This window comes from Aestuariivirga litoralis, from assembly GCF_003234965.1.
Taxonomy (GTDB): Bacteria; Pseudomonadota; Alphaproteobacteria; order Rhizobiales; family Aestuariivirgaceae; genus Aestuariivirga; species Aestuariivirga litoralis.
In genome coordinates this window covers 56,143-80,771 of sequence record NZ_QKVK01000004.1, presented here as the reverse complement: position 1 = coordinate 80,771, position 24,629 = coordinate 56,143, and the positions used below count along the sequence as shown (strand labels likewise).

At 66.7% G+C, this 24,629-nt stretch carries 27 protein-coding genes; 15 read left to right on the top strand and 12 right to left on the bottom strand.

Going from position 1 to position 24,629, the window contains the following annotated elements; all coding sequences use genetic code 11:
* Positions 1-5: 5 nt before the first annotated feature.
* Genes DK847_RS10125 through DK847_RS10115 form a run of 3 tightly spaced genes read right to left on the bottom strand, consistent with a single transcriptional unit; the run spans position 6 to position 2,308 of the window.
* On the bottom strand, positions 6-785 hold the full coding sequence (locus DK847_RS10125; RefSeq protein WP_111198313.1) for an amino acid ABC transporter ATP-binding protein: 780 nt from the start codon (positions 783-785) through the stop codon (positions 6-8).
* Positions 782-1,462 carry an amino acid ABC transporter permease gene (locus DK847_RS10120; RefSeq protein WP_111198311.1) on the bottom strand — a complete coding sequence of 227 codons (681 nt, stop codon included), beginning with the start codon at positions 1,460-1,462 and terminating at the stop codon, positions 782-784. Before DK847_RS10120 ends, DK847_RS10125 begins: the two co-directional genes overlap by 4 nt.
* 60 nt (positions 1,463-1,522) lie before the next feature.
* A complete protein-coding gene (locus tag DK847_RS10115; RefSeq protein ID WP_111198310.1) occupies positions 1,523-2,308 on the bottom strand; it encodes an amino acid ABC transporter substrate-binding protein in 786 nt (261 codons plus the stop codon).
* Between the two features lie 171 nt (positions 2,309-2,479).
* Between DK847_RS10115 and DK847_RS10110 the strand changes: the two genes are divergently transcribed.
* The 8 genes from DK847_RS10110 to DK847_RS10075 all read left to right on the top strand — a co-directional run bounded on the left by DK847_RS10110 (position 2,480) and on the right by DK847_RS10075 (position 7,814).
* Positions 2,480-3,505, top strand: coding sequence for a cysteine synthase A (locus tag DK847_RS10110; RefSeq protein WP_111198308.1), 1,026 nt, complete (start codon positions 2,480-2,482; stop codon positions 3,503-3,505).
* On the top strand, positions 3,502-4,221 hold the full coding sequence (locus DK847_RS10105; protein ID WP_111198306.1) for an alanyl-tRNA editing protein: 720 nt from the start codon (positions 3,502-3,504) through the stop codon (positions 4,219-4,221). The genes DK847_RS10110 and DK847_RS10105 overlap by 4 nt, the downstream gene beginning before the upstream one ends.
* Positions 4,218-5,063 (top strand): 3-mercaptopyruvate sulfurtransferase, encoded by an 846-nt coding sequence (sseA, locus tag DK847_RS10100; RefSeq protein WP_111198304.1) that lies wholly within the window; start codon positions 4,218-4,220, stop codon positions 5,061-5,063. Before DK847_RS10105 ends, sseA begins: the two co-directional genes overlap by 4 nt.
* Positions 5,064-5,182: 119 nt before the next feature.
* The gene (locus tag DK847_RS10095; protein WP_146256095.1) at positions 5,183-5,812 is read left to right on the top strand and encodes a type III secretion system effector protein; all 630 of its coding nucleotides are present in this window, start codon (positions 5,183-5,185) and stop codon (positions 5,810-5,812) included.
* A gap of 9 nt (positions 5,813-5,821) precedes the next feature.
* Positions 5,822-6,355, top strand: coding sequence for a hypothetical protein (locus DK847_RS10090; RefSeq protein WP_111198301.1), 534 nt, complete (start codon positions 5,822-5,824; stop codon positions 6,353-6,355).
* 17 nt (positions 6,356-6,372) lie between these two features.
* Positions 6,373-6,906, top strand: coding sequence for a hypothetical protein (locus DK847_RS10085; RefSeq protein WP_111198300.1), 534 nt, complete (start codon positions 6,373-6,375; stop codon positions 6,904-6,906).
* A 75-nt stretch (positions 6,907-6,981) separates the two neighbouring features.
* Positions 6,982-7,326: an ArsR/SmtB family transcription factor gene (locus DK847_RS10080; RefSeq protein WP_111198298.1), complete on the top strand. Its 345-nt coding sequence runs from the start codon at positions 6,982-6,984 to the stop codon at positions 7,324-7,326.
* Positions 7,323-7,814, top strand: a complete 492-nt coding sequence (locus tag DK847_RS10075; protein WP_111198296.1) for an SRPBCC family protein — start codon at positions 7,323-7,325, stop codon at positions 7,812-7,814. Before DK847_RS10080 ends, DK847_RS10075 begins: the two co-directional genes overlap by 4 nt.
* Before the next feature lie 48 nt (positions 7,815-7,862).
* On the opposite strand, the gene DK847_RS10070 is transcribed toward DK847_RS10075, so the two are convergent.
* On the bottom strand, positions 7,863-8,567 hold the full coding sequence (locus tag DK847_RS10070) for a class I SAM-dependent methyltransferase (RefSeq protein WP_111198294.1): 705 nt from the start codon (positions 8,565-8,567) through the stop codon (positions 7,863-7,865).
* 262 nt (positions 8,568-8,829) lie between these two features.
* On the opposite strand from DK847_RS10070, the gene DK847_RS10065 reads away from it, so the two are divergent.
* From DK847_RS10065 to DK847_RS10035, 7 genes are read left to right on the top strand one after another with little or no spacing between them, the layout of a single operon-like run.
* Positions 8,830-9,735, top strand: a complete 906-nt coding sequence (locus DK847_RS10065) for a MurR/RpiR family transcriptional regulator (protein ID WP_111198293.1) — start codon at positions 8,830-8,832, stop codon at positions 9,733-9,735.
* Positions 9,732-11,312, top strand: a complete 1,581-nt coding sequence (locus DK847_RS10060; protein WP_111198291.1) for an ABC transporter substrate-binding protein — start codon at positions 9,732-9,734, stop codon at positions 11,310-11,312. The genes DK847_RS10065 and DK847_RS10060 overlap by 4 nt, the downstream gene beginning before the upstream one ends.
* A gap of 33 nt (positions 11,313-11,345) precedes the next feature.
* Complete coding sequence (locus tag DK847_RS10055) at positions 11,346-12,272, top strand: ABC transporter permease (RefSeq protein WP_111198290.1); 927 nt, start codon at positions 11,346-11,348, stop codon at positions 12,270-12,272.
* Entirely contained in the window at positions 12,269-13,150 is an 882-nt protein-coding gene (locus tag DK847_RS10050) for an ABC transporter permease (RefSeq protein ID WP_111198288.1), read from the top strand. Before DK847_RS10055 ends, DK847_RS10050 begins: the two co-directional genes overlap by 4 nt.
* Positions 13,147-14,109, top strand: coding sequence for an ABC transporter ATP-binding protein (locus DK847_RS10045; protein WP_111198286.1), 963 nt, complete (start codon positions 13,147-13,149; stop codon positions 14,107-14,109). Before DK847_RS10050 ends, DK847_RS10045 begins: the two co-directional genes overlap by 4 nt.
* The gene (locus DK847_RS10040) at positions 14,102-15,052 is read left to right on the top strand and encodes an ABC transporter ATP-binding protein (RefSeq protein ID WP_111198285.1); all 951 of its coding nucleotides are present in this window, start codon (positions 14,102-14,104) and stop codon (positions 15,050-15,052) included. Before DK847_RS10045 ends, DK847_RS10040 begins: the two co-directional genes overlap by 8 nt.
* 22 nt (positions 15,053-15,074) lie before the next feature.
* Positions 15,075-16,592 (top strand): M81 family metallopeptidase, encoded by a 1,518-nt coding sequence (locus DK847_RS10035; RefSeq protein WP_111198283.1) that lies wholly within the window; start codon positions 15,075-15,077, stop codon positions 16,590-16,592.
* 72 nt (positions 16,593-16,664) lie between these two features.
* On the opposite strand, the gene DK847_RS10030 is transcribed toward DK847_RS10035, so the two are convergent.
* The 8 genes from DK847_RS10030 to DK847_RS09995 form a co-directional block, all read right to left on the bottom strand.
* Positions 16,665-17,468 carry a glycoside hydrolase family 25 protein gene (locus tag DK847_RS10030; RefSeq protein WP_111198282.1) on the bottom strand — a complete coding sequence of 268 codons (804 nt, stop codon included), beginning with the start codon at positions 17,466-17,468 and terminating at the stop codon, positions 16,665-16,667.
* A gap of 53 nt (positions 17,469-17,521) precedes the next feature.
* Positions 17,522-18,529, bottom strand: a complete 1,008-nt coding sequence (locus DK847_RS10025; RefSeq protein WP_111198280.1) for an amino acid ABC transporter substrate-binding protein — start codon at positions 18,527-18,529, stop codon at positions 17,522-17,524.
* A gap of 27 nt (positions 18,530-18,556) precedes the next feature.
* Entirely contained in the window at positions 18,557-19,294 is a 738-nt protein-coding gene (locus tag DK847_RS10020; protein WP_111198278.1) for an amino acid ABC transporter ATP-binding protein, read from the bottom strand.
* Positions 19,294-20,415: an amino acid ABC transporter permease gene (locus DK847_RS10015; protein ID WP_111198276.1), complete on the bottom strand. Its 1,122-nt coding sequence runs from the start codon at positions 20,413-20,415 to the stop codon at positions 19,294-19,296. Before DK847_RS10015 ends, DK847_RS10020 begins: the two co-directional genes overlap by 1 nt.
* 4 nt (positions 20,416-20,419) lie before the next feature.
* Positions 20,420-21,598: an amino acid ABC transporter permease gene (locus DK847_RS10010; protein WP_111198274.1), complete on the bottom strand. Its 1,179-nt coding sequence runs from the start codon at positions 21,596-21,598 to the stop codon at positions 20,420-20,422.
* 73 nt (positions 21,599-21,671) lie between these two features.
* Positions 21,672-22,718, bottom strand: a complete 1,047-nt coding sequence (locus DK847_RS10005; RefSeq protein WP_111198272.1) for an amino acid ABC transporter substrate-binding protein — start codon at positions 22,716-22,718, stop codon at positions 21,672-21,674.
* Positions 22,719-22,840: 122 nt separating this feature from the next.
* Complete coding sequence (locus DK847_RS10000) at positions 22,841-23,584, bottom strand: cobalt-precorrin-6A reductase (RefSeq protein ID WP_111198271.1); 744 nt, start codon at positions 23,582-23,584, stop codon at positions 22,841-22,843.
* A complete protein-coding gene (locus tag DK847_RS09995) occupies positions 23,574-24,620 on the bottom strand; it encodes a cobalt-precorrin-5B (C(1))-methyltransferase (protein ID WP_204508300.1) in 1,047 nt (348 codons plus the stop codon). The genes DK847_RS10000 and DK847_RS09995 overlap by 11 nt, the downstream gene beginning before the upstream one ends.
* Positions 24,621-24,629: the final 9 nt, after the last annotated feature.

The window sequence follows — 24,629 nt, the reverse complement described above, 5'->3', positions numbered from 1 at the left end:
GCCGGCTAGCGGGCAGCATCCGGCGTCTGGTGCTGGCGTGCCTCCTGCGTGAGCGTGGCGATGAAGCGCTGCGTGCGTTCGCGCTCGGGCGCGCTGAAGATGCGCCGGGCCTCGCCCTTCTCCACCACCTCGCCCGCCTCCAGGAACACCGCCTCATGGGCGATGCCGGCGGCAAGCCGGAGGTCGTGCGTGGCGATCACCATGGTCGTCCCTTCGCGGGCCAGCCCCACAAGCACCTCGATCACCTCGCCCGCCAGTTCGGGGTCGAGCGCCGAGGTCGGCTCGTCGCACAGCAGCACGCGCGGCGAAGGCGCCAGTGCCCGGGCAATCGCCACCCGTTGCTGCTGGCCGCCGGAAAGTTCGGCGGGCCAGGCATCGCGCTTGTGCGCCATGCCCACCTTGTCGAGAAGCTCCTCCGCGCGCGCCACCGCCTTTGCGTGGGGCCACTTCAGTACGGTCACCAGCGGCTCGATGACGTTGCCCAGTGCCGTGCGGTGCGGAAAGAGCTGGAAGTTCTGAAACACCATGCCGGTCTGCCGCCTGAGTTTCTGCACCTCGGCGAAGGGTACGCGCACCTGTGGCCTGAAGTCGATCGCCTCCGCGCCGATGCGCACCCGCCCCGATGTCGGGATCTCCAGCAGGTTGATGCAGCGGAGCAGTGTCGACTTGCCGCCGCCCGAAGGCCCGACGAGCGCAGTGACGCTGCCCTCGCGGATCGTCACGCTGATGCCGTTCAGCACCGTGTGATCGCCGAATGTCTTGACGATATGGGAGAGCTCAATCACGCCCGCCCCTCCATGAAGCCGCCATAGCGCGACAGCCTCACCTCGAGCCTGGCCTGCAGTGCGGAGAGCACGGAGGAGATGGCGAGATAGATCAGCGCCGCCTCGACATAGAGGATCAGCGGCTCATAAGTCACCGCCACGATGCGCTGCGCCGTCTGGAACATCTCGGGCACGGTGATCGCTGCGGCGAGCGAGGTGTCCTTCACCAGCGAGATGAAAGTGTTCGACAGCGGCGGCACCGCCACCCGCAGCGCCTGCGGCAGCACGGTGCGGCGGATTGCCTGGCTCCAGTTCATGCCGATCGAGAAGGAGGCCTCCCACTGTCCCTTCGGCACCGACGAGATTGCCGCGCGGATCACCTCGGAGGTATAGGCGCCGATGTTCAGCGTGAAGCCGATCAGCGCCGCCGGGAAGGCGTCGAGCAGGATGCCCGCCGAGGGCAGGCCATAGAAGATCAGGAACAGCTGCACCAGCAGCGGCGTGCCGCGGATGATCCACACATAGAACCGCACCACCGCCGCCGCGGGTTTCGGCCCGAACAGCCGGATCAGCGCCGAGGCAAGCCCGAGCAGCAGCCCGAATGCAAAGGACAGGATGGTCAGGGGAATGGTGAAGGTCAGGCAGGCCCACAGCAGCGGGGCCAGCGAGTCGAGCATCAGCAGCAGCCAGGGCGGCACCGGAAGTCCTTTCGAAGATCAGGTTGCGGCGCGGCAGCATGCCACCGCGCCGGCTCCAGTTTACTTCGAAACGTCCTGCCCGAAGTATTTGTCGGAGATCTTCTGGTAGGTGCCATCCGCCTCGATGTCCTTCAGCGCCTGGTTGATGGCGGCCACCAGCTCGTCGTCACCCTTCCTGAGGATCACGCCCGAATAGGAGGCATCCTGCTCCTGCGCCACGATCTTGACGGGGGCCGCCGCCTGCTTCTTCTTGAAGTCGAAGAAGGAGAGGCTGTCGTTGATCGTCGCATCCGCACGGCCCTGGGTCACCAGCGCGATCGACTGGTCGAAGCCCTCGGTGCCCACCAGTTCGGCGCCATTGTTCTTGGCGATCTCGGCGAAGTTGGAGGTCAGCGACTGCGCAGCCTTCTTGCCCTTCAGGTCCTTGAAGTCCTTGATGTCGGCATTGTCCTCCTTGACGATCAGCACGGCGCGCGAGGCGATATAGGGGTCCGAGAAGGCGAACTTCTCCTTGCGCTTCTCGGTGATGCCCACCTCGTTGATGACCACGTCATAGCGGTTGGCGTCGAGGCCGGCGATCAGCCCGTCCCACTTGCCCTCGATGAACTCGGCCTTCACGCCCAGCTTGCTGGCGATCGCCTCGGCGATCTCGACGTCGAAGCCGACGAGCTTGCCGCTCTCGTCATGGTAGGTGAAGGGCGCATAGGTGCCCTCGGTGCCCACCTTGATCGACCCCGCCTGCTTGATGGCATCGAGATTGGCGCCCGCCTGGGCCGGCAGCACGGCTGCGCCCAGCGTCAGCGCGGCGGCCAGCAGCGTGACGGGAATGGCTTTGAAGGTGAACATCGGAAACTCCTGGTTGCTTGTCTCTGCCCTTGCTTTTCCGCAACCCGCCCGCCCGGGTCGATTTCGTAATATTGAGGGCTGAGCTGAGGAAAAACCGGGTTGCAACGCCGGAACCGCCTGCCCGGTTCCCGATGATTTGACGGAATCCGCCCGCTGGGGCATCACTATGGGATGGATATCAAGCAAGACGTCATCGCCGCCATCGGCAACACGCCGCTGATCAAGCTCCGCAAGGCTTCCGAGCTCACCGGCTGCACCATTCTCGGCAAGGCCGAGTTCATGAATCCTGGCCAGTCGGTAAAGGACCGTGCGGCCCTCTTCATCATCCGCGACGCCATCGCGCGCGGCGCGCTGAAGCCCGGCGGCACCATCGTCGAGGGTACGGCGGGCAATACCGGCATCGGCCTCACGGTCGTCGCCAATGCCATGGGCTTCCGCTCGGTGATCGTCATCCCCAACACCCAGGCCCAGGAGAAGAAGGACGCGCTGCGCCAGCTCGGCGCCGAGCTCGTCGAGGTGCCGGCCGTTCCCTACAAGAACCCCAACAACTACGTGAAGTATTCAGGCCGCCTCGCCAAGGCCATGGGCGCCGTCTGGGCCAACCAGTTCGACAACACCGCAAACCGCATGGCCCATATCGAGGGCACCGCACCTGAGATCTGGCGCCAGACCGACGGCAAGGTCGATGGCTTCGTCTGCGCTGTGGGCTCCGGCGGCACGCTGGCCGGCGTGTCCATGGGCCTCAAGTCCTTCAATCCCAGTGTGAAGATCGCGCTGGCCGACCCGATGGGGGCCGCACTCTACAACTACTACAAGCACGGCGAGCTGAAGTCCGAAGGCTCATCGATCACCGAGGGCATCGGCCAGGGCCGCATCACCGCGAACCTCGAGGGCGCCATCGTCGACGACGCCTTCCAGATCCCGGATGCGGAGGCGATCCAGATCGCCTTCGACCTCCTGCAGCACGAGGGCCTGTGCATGGGCGGCTCGACCGGCGTCAACGTCGCGGGCGCCATCCGCATGGCAAAGCAGCTGGGCCCCGGCCACACCATCGTGACCATCCTCTGCGACTATGGCACGCGCTATGCCTCGAAGCTCTTCAACCCCGCCTTCCTGCGCGAGAAGAACCTGCCCGTGCCCGCCTGGCTCGAAAAGGCACCGGATGTCCCGAACGTCACCGAAGAGGTCCCGGCTTGACGGCGGCCCTCCTCTTCCGTGACGACGCCTACCTGAAGGACTGCGAGGCCACCGTCACCGCCATCAGCGACAAGGGTGGCATCCTGCTCGACCGCACGGTCTTTTACGCCACCGCCGGCGGCCAGCCGGGCGACAAGGGCACGCTCGCCTGGGACGGCGGCACCGCCGCCATCGCCACCACCGTCTATGACGAGGCGAAGGACGTGGTGCACGTCCCCGCCGAGGGCTCCACCCTGCCCGGCGTCGGATCGAAGGTGACGCTCACCCTCGACTGGGCCAACCGTTACCGCAACATGCGGGCCCACACCTTGATGCACTTGCTCTGCGCCTCGGTGCCCTTCCCCGTCACCGGCGGTGCCATCGGCGAGGACGGCGGCCGCATCGACTTCGACATTCCCGAAGGCCAGATCCCCGACAAGGCGGAATTGACGGCCACGCTCAACCGGCTGATCACGGAAGACCACCCGGTCTCCTTCCGCTGGATCACGGATGAGGAAATGGCCGCGAACCAGCACCTGATCCGCACCATGTCGGTGAAGCCGCCGATGGGCACGGGCCGCGTCCGCCTGGTGATGATCGGGGAGGACGGCAAGGTCGACCTCCAGCCCTGCGGCGGCACGCATCTCTCCTCCACCGCCGCCATCGGGCCCGTGGTGGTGGCCAAGATCGAGAACAAGGGCAAGATCAACCGCCGCATCAGGGTGGCCTTCCAATGAGCAACGACATCGTCTCGACAGAGTGGCTGGCCGACCACCTCGGCTCGCCCGACATCGCCATCATCGATGCCTCCTGGCACCTGCCCACCGCGCAGCGCGACGCCAAGAAGGAATTCCTCGAGGCCCACATCCCCGGCGCGCAGTTCTTCGACATCGACGAGTTGTCCGAAACCGCCTCGAGCCTGCCCCACATGCTGCCGAGCCCGGAGAAATTCTCCTCCCGCATGCGCAGGATGGGTATCGGCGACGGCAAGCGCGTCATCGCTTATGACTCGGTGGGCCTGTTCTCTGCGGCCCGCGCCTGGTGGATGTTCAAGGTCTTCGGCCACGATGACGTCACGGTGCTCGACGGCGGCCTCAAGAAATGGCTCGCCGAGGGCCGCGCCACCGCGGACGGCCCGGCCCTCAAGGCCCAGGAGCGCCACTTCACCGCCCGCTTCAAGGGCTCCATGGTGAAGGACATGAAGGAGGTCGCCGCCGCGCTGAAATCCGGTGCTGGGCAGATCGCCGATGCCCGCTCCGGCACGCGCTTCCGCGGCGAGGAGGTGGAACCCCGCCCGGGGGTGCGCGCCGGCCACATGCCCGGCGCGAGAAACGTCCACTATGCCAGCCTCCTCAACCCCGACGGCACGCTGAAATCGCCTGACGCCATCGCCGCCGCCTTCACGTCCGCGGGCGTCGATCTCGCCAGGCCCGTCATCACCTCCTGCGGCTCCGGTGTCACCGCGGCGATCCTCACCCTCGGCCTCACGCTGGCGGGCGCGCGCGACCATGCGCTTTATGACGGTTCATGGACCGAATGGGGCGGCAACCCGGACTCTCCCGTCGCCACAGGTGCGTGATCAGCACCCGCCGCTCTTGACGTAGCGCCTGCAGGCATTCACAATCGGCGATGTTTTCAACCAGGAGATTGGTTGAACATCGCGATGTGCATGTCGGTGCAACGTCTCCGGAGGTGGCCGTGACGCTCTTTCTCAGCAAGCTCGCGAACACCGGTGCGGCGCTGGTCGACGTCTTCACCATCGTGCGCTGCGACTCCGCGCTGGGCAGCGACACCATCAACGCCCAGGTCGACCGCATCTCCTACGCCAAGACCAGTTCCGGTGCAGGCCAGGACCGTATCGAGGCGCTGGTTCAGTCGGCGGGCAACGTCGTGGTCAGCGCCGTGCCCAACGGTACCACCATACCGGACGGGTCCGGCGGCATGATACCGGTCAACCTCGTGGGCGGCGCCACCTATCCGCCCGATGCCGCCGGGCTGATCCAGGTGGTCTATTGCTTCGACAATGCCATGTTCGGCTTCGACGCGGCGGGAGGCCAGATTTCGCTCCCGCGATCCGACATCCTGTTCCACGAGCTCTCCCACGCCTTCCACCGCGCCAACGGCACCTTCAACGCCGCCGATCCTGAGTTTCAGGCGATCAGCGACGAGAATACCTATCGCGCCCAGGTGGGTCTGCCGCTGCGCGATCCCACCAACCACAATGGCGGCCAGGGCCCCGGCGATGGCCGCCAGGTGCCCACCTGCACCGGCATGGGGCCCGCCGGACCCACCGGCCCCACCGGCCCCTCGCCCTGCTGCAGCTGCTGAGGAGCCCTCATGGCAAATGCGCTCGCGATCACGGACATTGCCCTCTCGGCCCGGCGCCGCGGCCTGCCACACCCGATGGATGGCCGCCGCGACATCTGGTTCGACGTCACCGTCAGGCTCGAAAATCCCGGCACGAAACCGCTGCATGTCGTCAGCGAGCTGCGCGGCCTCTCCTATGATGCCGCCCAGCGCGTGCTCACCCTGCGGCTTGCCGAGGCACCGCCCGGTCCCATCAGCGCTGATGCCCCTACCTTCACCCTTCCCACCCCCGCCACGGTGACTGTGGAACCGCATGCCTCGGCAGCGATCACCGTGAAGATTCCCGCCATCCTGAAGGAACTTCGACCCGTGCCCGGCCAGCCCTTCGCGCTGGTCGAGACCGACCTTCGCGCCATGCACACCATCCGCTGCGAGATCGCCGCCAGTGAAAGGCCCATCGGCCAGTTCGAGCGGATCGACGCCCATGCGCTGCGCACGCGCCTCGCCAGGTGGGGCAGGACCATCCGCAGTGAAGCCGCCGTGAAGCCAGACACCCGCGACTAGAGAGGAACAGCACAGCCATGCCCACGCTCAACGACGCCTTCGGCGAATTGCAGGCCATCAACGGCCATCTGCAGACGCTCCATGCCGACAATGGCAACATCATCGCCGGGCAGGCGGCCATCGCCGCCGCCATCGCTGCCTCGACGGCCGCGATCAATGATGTGCGCAACGCGGTCGATGCCGGCACGTCCGTTCTGAAGACCATCGCCGGGCTGCAGCAGGTCACCAATGCCACGCTGTTCCACCTCTCGCAGCAGGCTGATGCGATGATCTGTGCGCTGGAGGCGATCTCGCGCAACACCTGCGCCATCCACAACGAAGCCCACATCCAGACCGGCCGGCAGACCGTCATCGCCGCGGCGGAAACGGCGATCCTCGACATCACCCGCAGCGTGAACCCGGCCGCCGCCCTCGACTTTGATCGACGCGAGGAACAGCGCCACGCCACCGAGAAGTGCTGCCCGCCGCCGGTCGATCCCCCGGTTTGCGCCTACCGTCCCTGCCCGGCGCCGAAGCCGCTGGAAATCGAGAAGCCAAGGGAACCGCGCTAGGCCGGCCACAACCCCCGCCGCGTAGACCGGGCCTCCCGTGTGTCCTATATTTAAGTCATCACTTAAATATGGGGCATGCCCTTGCCGCGCGCCAACACCATCTCACGGACCTTTGCCGCCCTCAGTGACCCCACGCGGCTGACCATCCTTGCCCGCCTCGCCAAGCAGGGCGACATGACGGTGCAGGACATCGCCCGCCCCTTCGCCATGAGCCTTCCTGCCGTCTCGCAGCACCTGAAGGTGCTGGAGCAGGCCGGCCTCATTTCCCGCGGCCGCAACGGCCAGCAGCGTCCCTGCCGTCTCCGGCCGGAACGCCTCGCCGCCGCGCAGGCCTGGCTCGACAATACCCGCCATGCCTGGGAGGCACGTCTCGACCGCCTCGAAAACTTCCTCGCCGCCAAGAAGGACACCCGCCAATGACACCTGACCGCCGTGACCTGATCGAGCGTGAGATCGTCCTCTGCCGCGTCATCGATGCGCCTGTCGGCCGGGTCTTTGCCGCCTGGACCGATCCCGGGCAGATCACCCGCTGGTTCGGCCCCGAAGGCTTCACCTGCGACACGTCCGAGTGCGACATCCGTGAAGGCGGGCGCTGGCGTTTCGTCTATACCGGGCCCGATGGCACGAGGTGGACCAACTGCATCGACTTTCTCCGCATCGATCCGCCCCGCCTGATCGAGATGCAACATGGCGCCGACAACGAGGACGACCCGCACCGCTTCCACGTCACCGTCACCTTCGATGCCCAGTCGAATGGGAAGACCGTGCTCACCCTGCGCCAACTCCACCCGACGCCTGAGCGGCGCCGGACGGTCATTGATTTCGGTGCGGTGGAATACGGCTACCAGACCCTCGGCAAGCTGGCCCGCCATCTTGGCCGGGATGCGGACATCGGCTCGTCCAGCTGACTGCCCCCCGCGCCCTTCATCCCTCGTTGCCCGGCAGCTGCCGTCACATCACTGCTTGCAAGCCACGAACACCTCGAGAAACTCGCCATCGATCCCGAGGCCCCGGTCCCGCGTGACATAGGTCGTGACGAGGTTGCCGGACCATTCGGCATAGAGTCTCTCGAAGTCACGGGCATAATCATGGGTTACCAGCGCCTTTCCGTCCCCGACCGGGCTTCCGTGGTACTGTGGCTCGAGCAGATGCTCGATCTCGCCATCCGCACGGATCCGGATACGCGGTTGGATCGAGGCGAGACCCCGGTGCCTTGGCGCCGTGAAGATGTGCAGGCCACCGGGCTTCAGCACGCGCGTGACTTCAGCGGCGGCACGTGCCGGGTTGTTGATGTGCTCGAACACATCCTGCGTGACGAAGATGTCAATCGATGAGTCGGCAAGGGACATTCCCTCGAGGTCCTCGCAGCGCACGCCATTGTGACTCTCGCCCGGCGGAACGTCCGGGAAAAACTGGCTCGATTCATAGGCCTTGCAATAGCGCGCGAGAAAGTCGTTCGCGGGCGAGGATTCGTGCAGGATGCGGCCGCACCAGTCCGGAAAGTGAACATCCAGGATGTGCTGCAGGTGGCGCTGACGGGGGATCGAATGGCAGTTCAGGCAGATGTAGTGGTCGCGCAGCCAGGCATTGGCGCTCCGGAACGTGGCTTGTGACCGGCAGCAGTGGCAGTAGCCACTGTTCTGCAGAAGGAACTCCGCCATCGACTTTCTCCGATCGCCGTTGATGCAACGCTAGCCTCTTCCCCGGTTGTGGAGCAAACGGCTTGTGCCGGCGCGCCGCATGGCGCTGGCGCCAGCGGGTCCCGCGGTTCCGCTGCATCAGGCCACGAACAAGTTTTCTTGCACGATTGACGGTCTGAAACTTTTCTGACACGCTTCCATGCGGGGGAAGTGACCTTTGAGCACACGCGCCAGAACCGCTGGAGACGTTGGCCCCGATCTGGTTCGCCGGCTCAGGCTGAGCATGGCGGACGGTTCGGGCGCCGCCAACGCGATCGGCAGCTACATGCTCGCCAACCTCCATACCCTGCCCTTCGAAACCGCCGCCTCGCTCGGCCGCAAGGTCGGCGTGAGCGAGGCCTCCGTCGGGCGCTATTGCCGCGCCCTTGGCTATCGGCACCTGAAGGAGCTGAAGGGCAGCCTGCAGTCGCCCTTCGGCAACACCGCCTGGCTCATCGGCGACCGACTGAAGGATTTCCATGCGCGCAGCCGCCGCGGCAGCGGTGAGCTTGCCCTGGCGCTGGAGCGCGAGATCGCGGCGGTCGTCGCCGTCTACGAGACGGCCACCACACCCGAATTCCAGCGCTGGGTGGCGCGGCTGGCGCACTGCCCGGCAGTCTATGTCGCGGGCTTCCAGACCGAGCGCGGCCATGCGGTGCAGCTGGTGCACAATCTCCAGTACCTGCGCCCTGGCGTTCAGCTCGCCGATGTGGCGGGCGGCCATTTCGCCGAGATCCTGCTGGCCGATCCCAAGGCCGTGTGCCTCGTGCTGTTCGACGGGCGGCGCTATTCGCGCACCACGCAGCAGCTGGCGGCGGCCGCGGCCGAGCGCGGCATCGCGGTGACGCTGATCACCGATCCTTACTGCGACTGGGCGCACGGCGTGGTGTCGGAGCTTTTCACCGTGCAGACCGACCTCAACCATTTCTGGGACACGACCTCGGTCATGGCCTGCCTCGTCGGCCTGGCCGTCAACGGCGTGTTCAAGGAACTCGGCGCCGGCGTGGAAACGCGCATGGAGCGGGTGGCAGGGCTCTACAACGACCTCGTCGGCCATACGGGCTTCGCCCCGGCCATGGCGGGCGGGCGGCGGGCCGCTGCCAAGTCACCAGCGACAAGAACCAGATCAACAGGAGGAAACAGGACATGACGATCAGCTTCAGGAAGGCCGTCTTCGCGGCCGGCATCTCGTTCGCGGCGCTGCTGCAGGCGGCCCCCTCGGCCTTCTCCCAGGAGATGACCATCGTGCTCAACACCAACGAGGTGGGCGCGCAGAGCTACAACCCCATCAAGGCGCCGATGCTCAACACCGCCACCGCCATGATCTATGACCGCCTGGTCGAGCAGGACGCCGACCTGTCCTTCCACCCCCATCTGGCCGAAAGCTGGGAAGAGGCGCCGGATGGCATGAGCTGGGTGTTCCACCTCCGCAAGGACGTGAAGTTCCACAATGGCGAGCCCTTCAACGCAGCCACCATCCCGGTGTGGCTCGAGCTGTTCAAGGGCAGCGACAACGCCTACATGGCAGAGGCCATCGACAAGGTCGAGATCGTCGACGACCACACCGTCAAGTTCGTCATGAAGCAGCCGGACCCCAACCTGCTCTACAATCTCTCGAGCGTCTTCATGTCGGTGCCGGAGCCCAAGGCCTATGCGGCGGCGGGCGACAAGTTCGGCGTCACCGAGGCGGTGGGCACCGGGCCCTTCAAGCTCGACACCTTCAACGTCGGCTCGGAGACCGTGCTGGTGCGCAACGAGGACTACAAGTGGGCCTCGCCGCTGTCGAAGAACGCCGGTCCGGCCAAGATCGAGAAGCTCACCTTCCGCGAGATCGCCGAGGATTCGACCGCCTTCCTCGAACTCAAGACGGGCGGCGTCGACATGCTGCTCTCGGTGCCCAATGACCTCCTGGGCGAGATGAAGTCGGAACCGAAGCTCGCCGTGCTCACCATGCCGGGCCGCGAGGTGGCCTACATGCCGATGAACGTGACGGCCGAACCCTTCACCGACATCAAGGTGCGCGAGGCCGCCGCCAAGGCCATCAACCAGGAGGAAATCCTCGCCGCCGTCTATGGCGGCGTGGGCGCCGTGGCCGACACCTTCCTGATCAGCGCGCTGCCGGAGTCGAACGTCGACCCCAAGTACAAGATCAAGTTCGATCCGGCCCGCGCCAATGCGCTGCTCGACGAGGCGGGCTGGAAGATGGGTGCCAATGGCGTGCGCGAGAAGGACGGCAAGCCGCTCAAGGTGTCGCTCTGGGCCCAGGCCGATACCTCCTTCAAGCGCCTCGCCGAGGTGGTGCAGGGCCAGTTGAAGGCGGTGGGCATCGATGCCGAGATCACCATCTTCGACTCGTCCGCCATCCGCGACCAGTACAAGTCGGGCAAGCAGCAGCTCGCCGTGCGCTCCTATGAGTGGGACAACGCCGACATCATCGACTGGTTCTTCGGCGGCGACCGTCTGGGCTATCCCAACGTCTCGATGTACAACGACCCCAAGGCCGAGGAGCTGCGTACCAAGGCCATGAAGGGCTCGAAGACCGGCGAGGAGCGCCAGGCCAACTTCAAGGCCTACCATGAATACGTGCTCTCGCAGTTCCCCTTCGCGCCGATCTACCAGCCGGTGGTGAACGTCGGCTACAACACCGAGCGCATCGTGCTGCCGGAGAAGATCCGCGGCACCCAGATCGGCGCGGTGACAATGATGGACGTCGAAGTCAAGGAGTAAGCGGCACATGCGGGCACGGGCGGAGCGGTTGCGGTGATCGGCTATGCCGTCAGGCGGCTGCTCATGCTCGTGCCGGTGTTCCTCGCCGTCTCGGTCGTGATCTTCCTGATCCTTCACCTGATCCCGGGAGATCCGATCGACAACCTCATCAGGATCGGGTCGAGCCCGGCGCAGCGCGAGATCATCGCCCAGCGCTACGGGCTCGACCGCAGCCTGCCTGAACAATATTTCATCTGGCTGGGCAATGTGCTGCGCGGCGACCTCGGGACCGCCATCGTCGGCCAGCGCCCGGTCTCCACCATGATCCTTCAGGCGCTGCCCTATTCGCTGGCGCTGGGCGGCGCGGCGCTGCTGTTCTCGGCCAGCCTCGGCATCCTGCTCGGCGTCATCGCCGCCTGGAAGCGCGACGGCTGGGCGGACCAGCTCATCATGGGCGGCGTGCTGCTCGGCTCCACCATGCCCACCTTCTGGCTGGGGCTGCTGATGATCCTCCTTTTCTCTGTGCATCTCGGCTGGTTTCCGGTGTCGGGGGCACGCAACTGGCAATCGCTGGTCCTGCCGGTGCTGACGATCGGGCTGGCGGGCACCGCACTGGTGGCCCGCGTCACCCGCGTCGCCATGATCGAGGCGCAGCAGCGCGATTTCGTCATGCTGCTCCATGCCAAGGGCCTGCCGCGCTGGCGCATCCACCTGGGCCACGTGCTGCGCCACGCGCTGACCGCGGTGGTCACCATCCTCGCCCTGCGCATCGGCTGGATCCTCGGCGGCGCGGTGACGGTGGAGGTGGTCTTCGCCCGCCCCGGCCTCGGCACGCTGCTGATCAAGGCGCTGAACCAGCATGACTACCCGGTCGTGCAGGCCTCGCTCCTCATGCTGGCCATGGCGGTGATGCTCGGCACCCTGCTGGGAGACCTGATCCAGGCCGCACTCGACCCGCGGGTGCGCACGGCCATGTCATGAGCATCGCCACCTCCACCCGCCACCATGGCGTGGCGTGGCGCGACGTCGCGGTGCTGCGCGCCCTGCGCACGCCCAAGGGTGCGCTTGCCGGCGGCTGGATCATCCTCGTCGTCCTCGCCGCCGTCTTCGCGCCGCTGCTGACGCCCTATGCCTATGACCTGCAGTCGCTGAAGGAGGCCTACCAGCCGCCCAGCGCCGCGCACTGGCTCGGCACCGACGAATTCGGCCGCGACCTGCTGACCAGGCTGCTTTATGGCGGGCGCACCTCGCTGTCGGTGTCGGGCATTGCCATCGGCGTCTCGGTCTTCGTCGGCATGGTGCTGGGTGCCGCGGCGGGCTATTTCGGCAAGCGCTTCGACCAGATGATCATGGTGGCGGTGGACCTCACCTGGTCGTTCCCCGAAATCCTCGTGGCGCTGATGCTGGTTGCCATCATCGGCCCCGGCATCACCGGCACGCTGGTGGCCATCGGGGTGGCCTACCTGGCGCAGTTCACCAGGCTGACGCGGGCCCAGATCATGGCCATCAAGTCGGAAACCTATGTCGAGGCGGCGCGCAGCCTCGGCGCCTCGCACGCCCGGGTGCTGACGGGGCACCTGCTGCCCAATGCGCTGGCCCCGGTGCTGGTGAGCGGCATGCTGGCCACCGGCGATGCCATCATCCTCGAGGCGACACTCGGCTTCTTCGGCCTAGGCGCCCAGCCGCCCACGCCGAGCTGGGGCGCCATGATGTCGTCGGGCACGGCGCTGCTGTTCAAGGCGCCCTGGATCATCATCTTCCCCGGCCTCGCGGTGGCCATCACCGTGGTCGCCATCAACATCTATGGCGACGCGCTGATCCGTGCGCTCGACATCCGCACCAGGCTGCGCGCGGCATGACGGCGCTGCTCACCGTGGCGGACATGCAGGTGACGATCGGCCCGGTGACGCCGCTCGACGGCATCGGCTTCACGCTGGACCGCGGCGAGATCCTCGGCCTCGTGGGAGAATCGGGTTCGGGCAAGTCGCTCACGGCCATGGCCATCATGGGCCTGCTGCCGCTGAGCGGCGGCCGGGTGAGTGCGGGCTCGATCCGCTTCGACGGCACCGAGCTCACCTCGCTCGGCGAGGATGCCTACCGGCAGCTGCGCGGCAAGCGCATCGCCTTCATCAGCCAGAACCCGATGACGGCGCTCGACCCGCTGCAGACCATCGGCGCCCAGGTCGATGTGATCGGCACGCTGCATTTCGGCAAGAGCCGGGCGGAGGCGCGCCGCCGCACCCTGGAGGTGCTGACCCAGCTGCGCATCCCCGAGGCGGCTGCGATCTGCGCCAGCTATCCGCACCAGCTCTCGGGCGGCATGAAGCAGCGCATCGTCATCGCCATGGCGCTGGCGGGTGAGCCCGACCTCATCATCGCCGACGAACCGACGACCGCGCTCGACGTGACGGTGCAGGCCCAGATCATCCACCTCCTGGCCGAGCTGGTGCGCGAGCGCGGCATGGCGCTGCTGCTCATCACCCATGACATGGGCGTCGTCGCCCAGTGCTGCGACAGGGTGGCGGTGCTCTATGCCGGCCGGCTGGCGGAGGCCGCTGCCATCGACCCGCTCTTCGCCGCCCCCGCCCACCCCTATACCCAGGCGCTCATCGCCTGCATCCCGCGCGACGACACCCGCAAGGGAACGCTCGCCGGCATTCCCGGCACGGTGCCCGCCGTCTCCGCCTACCCGCCGGGCTGCCGCTACCACCCGCGCTGCCCGCAGGCGCAGGACATCTGCCGCACCACCGTTCCGGACTCCCGGCCAAGACCCTCGGGCGTGGTCGCCTGCCATTTCCCGGGGCCCACCAATGGCTGAACCGCTGCTCACCACCACCGGCCTGACGCGCCGCTTCACCAGCGGCGGCGGCCTTCTCCGCCGGCCGCGCAGCATGACGGCGGTGCGTGACGTCACGCTTGCCATTCCGCGCGGCTCGGTCACGGGCGTCGTGGGCGAAAGTGGCTGCGGCAAGTCCACCCTCGCCCGCCTGGTGCTGCGGCTGATCGAGCCGAGCCAGGGCCGTGTCGGCTTCGACGGGGCGGACCTCACGGCGCTCCCTGCGGGCGAACTGCGCCGCATGCGGCGGCGGATGCAGATGGTGTTCCAGGATCCCTATTCCTCGCTCGACCCGCGCTACACCATCGCCGAGGTCCTGGCAGAGCCCTTCCGGGTGCAGGGCGAGCGCGTCAGCCGCGACGCGATCGACCACCTCCTGTCGCAGGTCGGCCTCGCCGCGCCGATGGCGGCGGCCTATCCCCACCAGCTGTCGGGCGGCCAGCGCCAGCGCGTCGGCGTTGCCCGCGCGCTTGCCCTGAAGCCGGACTTCGTGGTGCTGGACGAACCCACCGCCTCGCTCGACGTGTCGATCCAGGCGCAGATCGTGGCGCTGCTCGAGCGGCTGAAGTCCGAACTCGGCCTCACCTACATGTTCATCTCGCATGACCTCGGGCTGGTGCGCTATTTCTGCGACCGCATCCTCGTCATGTATCTGGGTGCCGTGGTGGAGGAGCTTCCCTCCACCGAGGCGGCCCCGCGCCACCCCTACACGCGCGCCCTGCTCGACAGCACCTTCAGCCCGGATCCCGCCTTGCGCCGCAGGCTGGTGGCCCTGAAGGGCGAGATCCCGTCGCCCTTCGACCTTCCCCGGGGCTGCGCCTTCGCCGGCCGCTGCCCCCACGCCACCGCCCACTGCCGCGACCAGCGCCCCGAGCTTGCTGGCGAGGCCGGGGGCCACCGTGTCGCCTGTTTCCACCCGCTGTGACTGACCGAGCAAGGAGAGTGCCGTGCCCCGCCATGTGCTGACCGCCGAATTCGCCCACGAGAGCAATACCTTCAAGAAGGGCTTCACGGTGCTCGATGATTTCCGCAGCGAGACCTACCTCCAGGGTGAGGCCGCCATCGCCGAGCGCGGCAACGCCAACACCGAACTCGCCGGCTTCCTCGACGCCGCGCGGGAGGCAGGCTGGCGGGTGAGCCATGTGATCTCCGCCCATGCCGGCCCCGGCGCGCGCGTGGCGCGTGCCGCCTTCGACGACATCGCCGGCCAGATCTGTGCCGCCGCGACGGCAAGCAGGCACAGCCTCGACGGCATTCTCCTGTCGCTGCACGGCGCCATGGTCACGGAGTTCTGCGAGGATGGCGAGGGAGAACTCCTCACCCGCCTGCGCGCCATCGTCGGGCCGGACATGCCGATCGCGGTCACCCTCGATCTTCACGCCAACTGCACGCCGCTGATGTGCGACCTCGCCGATGCCATCGTCTCCTACAAGACCTATCCCCACATCGACATGCGCGAACGCGGCCTGCAGGCCGGCCGCATCCTGGAAGCCCGCATGTCCGGGCGCAGCCGGCCGCGCACCCTGCGCGCCCACCGCCCGATGCTGGACGAGATCAACAGCGGCCGCTCGGACGAAGGCCCCATGCTGCCGCTCTATGCCAAGGCCCGCGCGGCGGAACGGGAGCCGGGCATCCTCGCCGTATCGATCAATGCCGGCTTCTCGGATGCCGACATCCGCGATGTCGGTCCCACGGTGACCGTCACCTACGACACGCTGCAGCCCGCTGCGGAGTCGCGCGCCCGCGCCATCGCGGAAGACATCGCGGACGGCATCTGGGCTGCCCGCTTCACCAGCGTCAACACCTACCTCGGCGTCGAGGAGGCGGCCGCCATCGCCAGCAGTTTCGACGCCTCACGCGGTCCGCTCATCATCGCGGACTATGCCGACAATCCGGGCTCCGGCGCCTATGGCGATGCCACCAACCTGCTCCGGGCCATGCTGGACGCAGGCCTCCGCAACGCCGCCTTCGGCCCGATGATCGATCCTGAAGCGGCCGCCTTCCTCCACACCCACCGCGTGGGCGACACGGTCAGCCTGGCGCTCGGCGGCAAGAACGACCCGGCCTTTGGCGGCGGCCCCCTCGCGGTGACGGGCGAAATCATCCACCTCAGCAATGGTGACATGATCTGCGACGGCCCCATCCTCGGCGGCCTGCACCACAGCTATGGCACTACCGCCGTGCTCCGCGTCGATGGCATCGATGTCCTCGTGGTCACCGCCAATTCGCAGATGCTGGACCAGCAGCAGTTCAAGGCCTTCGGCATCATGCCGGCGGAGAAGTCCGTGGTCGCCCTCAAGTCCATGCAGCACTTCCGCGCCGCCTTCGAACCCATCGCCGGCCGCGTCATCGTCTGCGACAGCGGCGCCCTCTCCACCCCCCGCTACGAACGCCGCACCTACCGCAACGTCCCCCGCCCCATCTTCCCGCTGGAGCGGAACACCGAGCTCCCGACCAGGCCCTGACATCCGGTCGTGGAGACAGGTCTCGTCACAGGCGTCCTGCAGCGCCAAGGACCAGTCAGGCCCGCGCCAGGCTCATTGCGACACCGTCTCCGGCACCGCGTCCGTCGCGGCCTGCTCCGTCTGCAACCGCTTCACCACCCGTGCCCATTGAGCCGGCGTGCCGTTGTAGCTGTTGCGGTCGACAGGACCGGTGACGCCGGGCACCCGCCCGGTCGTGGTGAACTGCCAGAACGACCAGTCACGCCCGGGATATTTCGCCGCGGGCTTGGCCGCCGTCGAGCGCAGCCAGAACTGATAGTCGGTGAAGGCGCCCTGCAGCACGTCGCGGTGGAACTTGGGATCGGTGTAGATGATCGGGCGCTTGCCACTGTGCGCTTCCATCGCCGCCAGCATCACCTTCATCTTGGCCAGGGCCTCCTTGCGGGCAATCTGGTGCGGGCAGGTCTTGGAGTGGCCGTTCCACTCCACGTCCAGCACTGGCGGCAGCGTGCCCCGGTCGGCCGGCACCTGTGCCGCGAACCACGCCGCCTGGTCGCGCGCCGGGCTGCACCAGTACATCACATGGTAGGCGCCCCGCACGATGCCCGCCTTGCGCGCACCGCGCCAGTTGTCGTGAAATTTCGGGTCGAGGCGGTCGGCCCCTTCCGTTGCCTTGATATAGGCGAACCGAATGCCCGCGGCGTCGACCTTCTTCCAGTTGATGTCCCCCTGGAAGTAGGACACGTCGATCCCCTGCACAGGCATGCCATGGGCTGCGGCAACGCCGTCATGCGGCTTCCTGTCCGACAGGCCTCCCGCCAGCGCGGCGGCGCCCGCGAAGCAGGCGACAACCGCTGCCAGGGCGAGAACAGCAATGCGATTGCGATCACGCTGCATCGTTCAGGCTCCGTCTCGTCCGCATACCGTGCACCATCCTTCAGCGTCCGCTCTCACATCGGCGGCGCATAGAGCAGGCCGCCTGCGTTCCACAGGGCGTTGATGCCGCGGTTGATGGCCAGCGGCGTGCCGGGGCCCAGGTTGCGGTCGAAGATCTCGCCGTAATTGCCCACCGCCTTGATGGTGCGGGCGGCCCAGTCGGCGTCGAGCCCGGTGCTCGGGCCGTCGCTGCCGGTGACGCCGAGAAGGCGCTGCACCGCGGCGTTCTTCGACTTGGCTTTCATGTCGTCGACATTGGCGCTGGTGACGCCCAGTTCCTCCGCATTGACCAGCGCGAACAGTGTCCAGCGCACGATGTTGAACCACTGCTCGTCGCCCTGGCGGATGACGGGCCCCAGCGGCTCCTTCGAGATCACGTCCTGCAGCACCATGGCGGCATCAGGCTCCTTCAGCCGCAGCCGCACCGCATAGAGCGACGACATGTCGGTGGTGAAGGTGTCGCACTTGCCCTCGTCGAAGGCCTTGATGAGGTCATCGAGGTTGTCGAGGCGCACCGGCACGAAGGTCATCTCCTTTTCGCGGAAGAAGTCCTCGACGTTGCTCTCCGTGGTGGTGCCGGTCTGGAAGCAGATCGCAGCACCCGAAAGCTGCAGGGCGGAGGTGACGCCCAGCAGCTTCTTCACGATGAAGCCCTGCCCGTCATGATAGGAAATGCCGGTGAAGCGCAGCGGCATGGCCGTCTCGCGGTCCATGGTCCAAGTGGAGTTGCGGGCCAGCACATCCACCTTGCCGGCCTTCAGCGCCTCGAAACGCGACTTGGCGTCGAGCGGAACATAGGTCACCTTGGCGGGGTCTCCCAGGGTGGCGGTGGCCACGGCGCGGCAGAAGTCCACGTCGAAGCCGGCATAGCTGCCATCCGCCGCCTTGGCGCCGAAGCCCTGGAGGTTGGGGTTGACGCCGCAGGTCAGCGTGCCGCGCGCCTTCACATCATCCAGCGTCGCGGCCTGTGCCGCCGTCGCCAGGCCCAGGCACAGCACCGCTGCGGCAAGAAGAGCTTTCATTCCGATTCCTCCGTTGTGGGCCCGAAACTAGCGCAGGATCTGGGCAAGGAACAGCCGCGTGCGCTCGTTGCGGGGATGGCCGAAAAACTCGTCCGGCGCATTGATTTCGACAATCTGGCCCTGGTCCATGAAGATCACCCGGTCCGCCACCTGGCGGGCAAAGCCCATCTCGTGGGTGACCACCAGCATGGTCATGCCCTCCGCCGCCAGCGCCACCATGGTGTCGAGCACCTCCTTCACCATCTCGGGGTCGAGGGCCGAGGTGGGCTCGTCGAACAGCATGATCTTGGGCGTCATGCACAGGGCGCGGGCAATGGCCACGCGCTGCTGCTGGCCGCCCGACAATTGCCCCGGATATTTCTTCGCCTGCTCGGGGATGCGCACCCGTTCGAGGAATTTCATGGCAAGGGCTTCCGCCTCGCGCTTCGGCATGCCGCGCACCCAGATGGGGGCCAGCGTGCAGTTTTCCAGCACGGTGAGGTGCGGGAAGAGGTTGAAGTGCTGGAACACCATGCCCACCTCGCGCCGCACCTCCTCGATGGCGTGCACATCGTCGTTGATCTCCACGCCGTCGACGATGATGCGGCCTTCCTGGTGCTGCTCCAGCCGGTTGATGCAGCGGATGAGCGTCGACTTGCCGGAACCCGAGGGACCGCAGATCACGATGCGCTCGCCTTGTTCGACGTCGAGGTTGATGTCGCGCAGCACGTGGAAGCTGCCGAACCACTTGTTCACGCCGATGAACTGCACCGCCTGCCGCGCCATCAGCGTTTCCCCGCCTGTTCCAGCCGGGCCTCGGTGAACAGCGCATAGCGCGACATGGCGAAGCAGAAGGCGAAGTAGACCAGGGCCGCAACGAAATAGCCGGTATTGGCCGTCTGCGGCGCGGCCCATTTCGCGTCCTGCAGCCCGGCATTGATGATGCCGAGGAAGTCATAGATCGAGACCACCAGCACCAGCGTCGTGTCCTTGAACAGCCCGATGAAGATGCCGACGATGTTGGGGATCGAGATGCGCAGAGCCTGCGGCAGCACGATCTTGCGGGTCACCTGGCCCCGGCTCAGGCCCAGCGCAAGCCCCGCCTCGGTCTGGCCCTTGGCCACCGCCTGCAGCCCGCCGCGCACCGCTTCCGCTATGTAGGCCGAGGCGAAGAGCGAGAGGCCAATGATCGCCCGCATCAGCTTGTCGAGGGTCACGCCGCCGGGCAGGAACAGCGGCAGCATCACGCTCGCCATGAACAGCACGGTGACCAGCGGCACACCGCGCCACAATTCGATGAAGACGATGGACGCGGTCCGCACCACGGGCAGCTCCGAGCGCCGCCCCAGCGCCAGCAGGATGCCCAGCGGCAGCGAGATCACGATGCCGGTCACCGCCACCACCAGGGTCACCAACAGCCCGCCCCAGCTCGAGGTTTCCACCGGCTCGAGGCCGAAAGCGCCGCCCGCCAGCAGCACATAGGCGATGGCCGGATAGGCGATCAGCAGGAACAGCGCATTGGCCTGCTTGCCCGGGGCGCCCGGCACCATCATGGGCGCCAGGGCAGCCGCGCCGATCGCCATCACCGCCAGCGGCCGCCAGCGCTCGTCCAGGGGGTAGAAGCCGAAGATCCATTGCGGGAACTTCTCCCACACGAAGGGCCAGCAGGCGCCGGCGTCAGGGATGGCGCAGGCCTCGCGGCCGCTGCCGGTCCACACCGCGCGCAGCACCGCCCAGTCGAGCACCGACCAGGCCAGCCAGCCCAGTGCCAGGCCCAGCAGCAGGGTCAGCAGGCTGTTGCCCGGGCCTGCAAACAGGTTCGCCCGCAGCCAGCCCAGGGCGCCCGCCGTGCCCGGTGGCGGGGGCCGCAGCGGCGCGTCGCGATCCCTGACGAAGGCCACGCTCACCGCCTCACCTCCCCACCAGCCGGTGGCGGGCGTTGAACCAGTTCATGAAGGCCGAGGTGAGAAGGCTGAGGCTCAGGTAGACGACCATCCAGATCGTCACCACCTCGATTGCCTGCCCCGTCTGGCCGAGGATGGTGCCGCCCGTCGACACCAGGTCCGGGTAGCCGATCGCCACCGCGAGGGAGGAGTTCTTGGTCAGGTTCAGGTACTGGCTGGTCAGCGGCGGGATGATCACCCGCAGCGCCTGCGGCAGGACGACGAGGCGCATCGCGAGCCGCGGCTTCAGCCCCAGCGCCGCCGCCGCCTCGCCCTGCCCCCGCGACACCGCCATCACCCCGGCGCGCACCGCCTCCGCGATGAAGGCTGCCGTATAGATGGACAGGGCTAGCAGCAGTGCCATGAATTCGGGCACCAGCGTCATGCCGCCCCGGAACCCGAAATTGCTGCGCACTGGGTGCTCGAAGCTGAGCGGCCATCCCGCGGCGAACAGGAACAGCACCGGCAGCGCAACCAAAAGCAGCGCCCCGAGCCACCAGACCGGCATGCTCTTTCCGGTTGCTTCGCGTTGTCTCCTGTTCCAACCGGACAGCAACCAGAATGCAACGGCGGCAACACCAAAACCAACCCAAGACCACCATGCTCCATCACCGAAAACCGGTGCCGGCAAGGTCAGTCCCTTGTTGGAAAGCGATGCCGAACCGAGGGTGATGGCGTCGCGGGCCTGCGGCAGCGGCGTCAGCACCAGCCGGTACCAGATGAAAAGCTGCAGCAATAACGGCACGTTGCGCATCACTTCGATGTAGGCCGTGGCGATCCGCGCCGCCAGCCAGTTGCGCGACAGGCGCATCAGCCCGATCACCAGCCCCAGCATCGTGGCCAGCACGATGCCACAGGCCGAAACCAACAAGGTATTGAAAAACCCCACCATTAAGGCCCGGGCATAACTGTCCTCGCCGGAATAGGGGATCAGCGAGAACGACACCTCGAAGCCGGCCTTGCGCCACAGGAAGTCGAAACCCGAAACAATGTGCCGGGTGGCCATGTTGGCCGCGGTATTCAAAGCCAGGTCATAGAAAAACGCTGCAAGCGCAATTAAAACAAGGGCTTGCAGCGCAAGGCCGCGCCAGCGGGCGCTGCTCCAGACGGGCCGGCGTCGCGGCCGCGCGGTCGCCTCAAGGCTCATGGGAACGCCGCCTCAGTTGCCGGAAACACGAAACCCGGGGCCTGGCCCCGGGTTTCCAAGTCGTTGATATCGCTCAGCGAACCGGCGGAGCGTATTGCAGCCCGCCATCCTTCCACAGGGCATTCTTGCCCCGCTCGATCTTGAGCGGCGAGCCCTGGCCGACATTGCGGTCGAAGATCTCGCCGTAATTGCCCACCTGCTTGATCGCAGCCTCGGCCCAGCCCTCGTCGAGGCCCATGCCGATGCCGAAGCCCGCCGCCTTGCCGTCGGACGAGGCAACGCCCAGCAGGCGCTGTATTTCCGGGTTGGTCGAGGTCTTCTTCATGTCCTCGACGTTCTGCGAGGTGAGGCCCAGTTCCTCGGCATTCACCAGCGCGAAATAGACCCACTTCACGACATTGAACCAGGCGTCGTCACCCTGCCGCACGACGGGGCCAAGTGGTTCTTTCGAAATGATTTCCGGCAGTACGAGGTTGTCGTCCGGCACCTGCATCTTGAGGCGCTGGGCATAGAGGCCGGACTGGTCGGTCGAGTAGGCGTCGCAGCGGCCGTCCTGATAGGCGGCGATCGCCTCGTCGTTCTTCTCGAAGGTCAGCAGCTTGTAGTCGAGCTTCTGGGACTTGAAATAGTCCGCGATGTTGAGCTCCGTCGTGGTGCCCGACTGTGTGCAGATCGTGGCGCCCGCGAGATCGTTCACCGACTTCACGTTGGCATGCTTCTTGGAGTTCACGATGAAGCCCTGGCCGTCATAATACATGATGCCCGCGAACTTGAGGCCAAGCGACGTGTCACGGCTCATCGTCCAGGTGGTGTTGCGTGACAGAACGTCGATTTCACCCGATTGCAGCGCAGTGAAGCGCTCCTTGGCGGTGAGCGGCGTGAACTTCACCTTGGTGGCGTCGCCCAGCACCGCAGCGGCAATCGCGCGGCAGAAGTCGACATCCATGCCGGTCCAGTTGTTCTGCGCGTCGGGCACCGAGAAGCCCATCAGGCCCTGGCTGACGCCGCACTGCACGAAGCCGTGCTGACGCACATCATCCAGTGTGCCGGCAGTGGCAGCCCCGGCGATCGCCACGCTTGCCGCTGCGCCGAGCATGAGGGTTATGAGCTTGTTCTTCATCGAGATTCCTCTTTGTGACCTGTGCAGGACAGGATGCGCCATCCACGCGGCGAATGTCTTCATCCGAGGGGCAAATCAGTCCCCCGGTTGCGTGACAAAACAATCGGAAAACGGGTAGCAGGTCAAGGACAAAGCACCCCCTCCACAACCGCCAGAAGGTTGTCCATTGCGGCCACGCAAGGGGCATCCGGCTTGACCGGCCGGGCGATCATCACCACGGGAATGCGCAGCTCCCGCGCCGCATGCAGTTTTGCTTCGGTGGCACGACCGCCGGCGTTCTTGGTGACCAGATGAGTGATGGCGTTGTCGCTGATCAGGGCCATTTCGTCCGGCACGGTGAAGGGCGGCCGCTCACGCAGGATCTTCCAGTTGGATGGAGGGTTTAGTGGAGGCTCCTCGATCATCCTGGCAATTCCCGAAATGTCGCTGCGCGCAAAGAAGGGGTCGAGATCCTTGCGACCGGTTGTGAGCAGGACGCGCGCCCCGCGCGGAAGGACAGAGGCCGCTTGCGTGGCCGAGTCGACGATCCTCCAGTCATCGCCTGCGCGCGCCGTCCATGGCGGACGCTCGAAGCGCAGCAGCGGTACCCTGCAGTCGTCGCAGGCCGCGACAGCCTGGGCCGACATGCGCGCCGCAAACGGATGTGTCGCATCAATGACCAGCGCTATCTGCGCGGTTTCAAGATAGGATTTCAATCCGGCCACTCCGCCGAAACCACCAACGCGCACTTCGCCTGCAGGCAGCAGCGGCTGGGCCGTAACGCCTGCGAGCGAGGTGACGACGTTACGGCCCGACGCCACCAGCACATCAGCGATCTCGCGAGCGTCCCGTGTGCCGCCGAGGATCAGCAAGCGGTCACGCGGCATGGGCAATGATCTCGCCCCGGCGCGAGACGATCATGACGTCTGCCACCACCGGCGCATCTTTCAGAACGTCACGCACGGTGGCCAGTCCGGCCCTTGCCACGCGGGCGGCGAGATCGACGCCATCGGCCATTTCCAGCACTTCCTGCGCCGTGTTTGCAGCAAGGACCTTGTCACGCGGCAGTTCCGGGCACTGGTCTGCCAACCAGTCGAGATCGACCTGCGAGCGGCCGGAATGGAGGTCGAGCGCACCCTGCCCCAGCTTGCTGATCTTGCCAAAGCCGCCGCCGATGGTGACGCGCGCCACCGGATGGGTGCGGAGATACTTGAGCAGCCCCCCGGCGAAGTCCCCCATGTCCAGCATGGCCTCCAGCGGCAGCTCGTAGCGACTGCGAACGGCGTCCTCCGAGGTGGAGCCGGTGCAGCCCGCCACATGGCCGAGCCCCATGGCGCGGGCCACGTCGATGCCGCGGTGGATGGAGGCGATCCAGGCCGCACAGGAAAAGGGGTTCACGATGCCGGTGGTGCCGAGGATCGACAGCCCGCCGACGATGCCGAGCCGCGGGTTCCAGGTCTTGAGCGCGAGAGCCTCGCCGCCGGGGATCGAAATCTCGATTTCGACGCCCGTTCCGCCCAGTTCGGCGATCACGTCCCGCATCATCTGGCGCGGCACGGGGTTGATGGCGGGCTCACCCGGCGGGATGGGAAGACCGCCCCTCGTCACCATGCCGACGCCGGGACCTGCCTTGAATCGGATGCCCTCGCCGCCTTCGCGCACCGTGGCCACCACCATGGCGCCATGGGTCACGTCCGGGTCATCGCCCGCATCCTTGATGATTCCGGCGCGCGCCCAGCCCGCGCCCTTCTCCTCCAAAGCCAATGGAAAGGCTGGGGTTTCGCCCTTGGGCAACGTGATCGACACGGGATCGGGGAATTCTCCGGTGCGCAATGCCGCAAATGCCGCCTTCACTGCCGCCGTTGCGCATGCGCCCGTCGTCCAGCCGCGCCTTAACTCGCCTTCGGGCTTCTCTACTCGCATCAGCCCACT

Excerpts from the sequence above, each read along its gene's own strand:
- DK847_RS10010 (WP_111198274.1), bottom strand. The coding sequence starts at position 21,598 with ATGAGCCTTGAGGCGACCGCGCGGCCGCGACGCCGGCCCGTCTGGAGC.
- DK847_RS10030 (WP_111198282.1), bottom strand. The coding sequence starts at position 17,468 with ATGCAGCGTGATCGCAATCGCATTGCTGTTCTCGCCCTGGCAGCGGTT.
- DK847_RS10085 (WP_111198300.1), top strand. The coding sequence starts at position 6,373 with ATGCCCACGCTCAACGACGCCTTCGGCGAATTGCAGGCCATCAACGGC.
- DK847_RS10000 (WP_111198271.1), bottom strand. The coding sequence starts at position 23,584 with ATGCCGCGTGACCGCTTGCTGATCCTCGGCGGCACACGGGACGCTCGC.
- DK847_RS10045 (WP_111198286.1), top strand. The coding sequence starts at position 13,147 with ATGACGGCGCTGCTCACCGTGGCGGACATGCAGGTGACGATCGGCCCG.
- DK847_RS10115 (WP_111198310.1), bottom strand. The coding sequence starts at position 2,308 with ATGTTCACCTTCAAAGCCATTCCCGTCACGCTGCTGGCCGCCGCGCTG.
- DK847_RS10050 (WP_111198288.1), top strand. The coding sequence starts at position 12,269 with ATGAGCATCGCCACCTCCACCCGCCACCATGGCGTGGCGTGGCGCGAC.
- DK847_RS10040 (WP_111198285.1), top strand. The coding sequence starts at position 14,102 with ATGGCTGAACCGCTGCTCACCACCACCGGCCTGACGCGCCGCTTCACC.
- DK847_RS10090 (WP_111198301.1), top strand. The coding sequence starts at position 5,822 with ATGGCAAATGCGCTCGCGATCACGGACATTGCCCTCTCGGCCCGGCGC.
- DK847_RS10060 (WP_111198291.1), top strand. The coding sequence starts at position 9,732 with ATGACGATCAGCTTCAGGAAGGCCGTCTTCGCGGCCGGCATCTCGTTC.
- DK847_RS10070 (WP_111198294.1), bottom strand. The coding sequence starts at position 8,567 with ATGGCGGAGTTCCTTCTGCAGAACAGTGGCTACTGCCACTGCTGCCGG.
- DK847_RS10005 (WP_111198272.1), bottom strand. The coding sequence starts at position 22,718 with ATGAAGAACAAGCTCATAACCCTCATGCTCGGCGCAGCGGCAAGCGTG.
- DK847_RS09995 (WP_204508300.1), bottom strand. The coding sequence starts at position 24,620 with ATGCGAGTAGAGAAGCCCGAAGGCGAGTTAAGGCGCGGCTGGACGACG.
- DK847_RS10080 (WP_111198298.1), top strand. The coding sequence starts at position 6,982 with ATGCCCTTGCCGCGCGCCAACACCATCTCACGGACCTTTGCCGCCCTC.
- DK847_RS10025 (WP_111198280.1), bottom strand. The coding sequence starts at position 18,529 with ATGAAAGCTCTTCTTGCCGCAGCGGTGCTGTGCCTGGGCCTGGCGACG.
- DK847_RS10020 (WP_111198278.1), bottom strand. The coding sequence starts at position 19,294 with ATGGCGCGGCAGGCGGTGCAGTTCATCGGCGTGAACAAGTGGTTCGGC.
- sseA (WP_111198304.1), top strand. The coding sequence starts at position 4,218 with ATGAGCAACGACATCGTCTCGACAGAGTGGCTGGCCGACCACCTCGGC.
- DK847_RS10065 (WP_111198293.1), top strand. The coding sequence starts at position 8,830 with ATGGCGGACGGTTCGGGCGCCGCCAACGCGATCGGCAGCTACATGCTC.
- DK847_RS10110 (WP_111198308.1), top strand. The coding sequence starts at position 2,480 with ATGGATATCAAGCAAGACGTCATCGCCGCCATCGGCAACACGCCGCTG.
- DK847_RS10075 (WP_111198296.1), top strand. The coding sequence starts at position 7,323 with ATGACACCTGACCGCCGTGACCTGATCGAGCGTGAGATCGTCCTCTGC.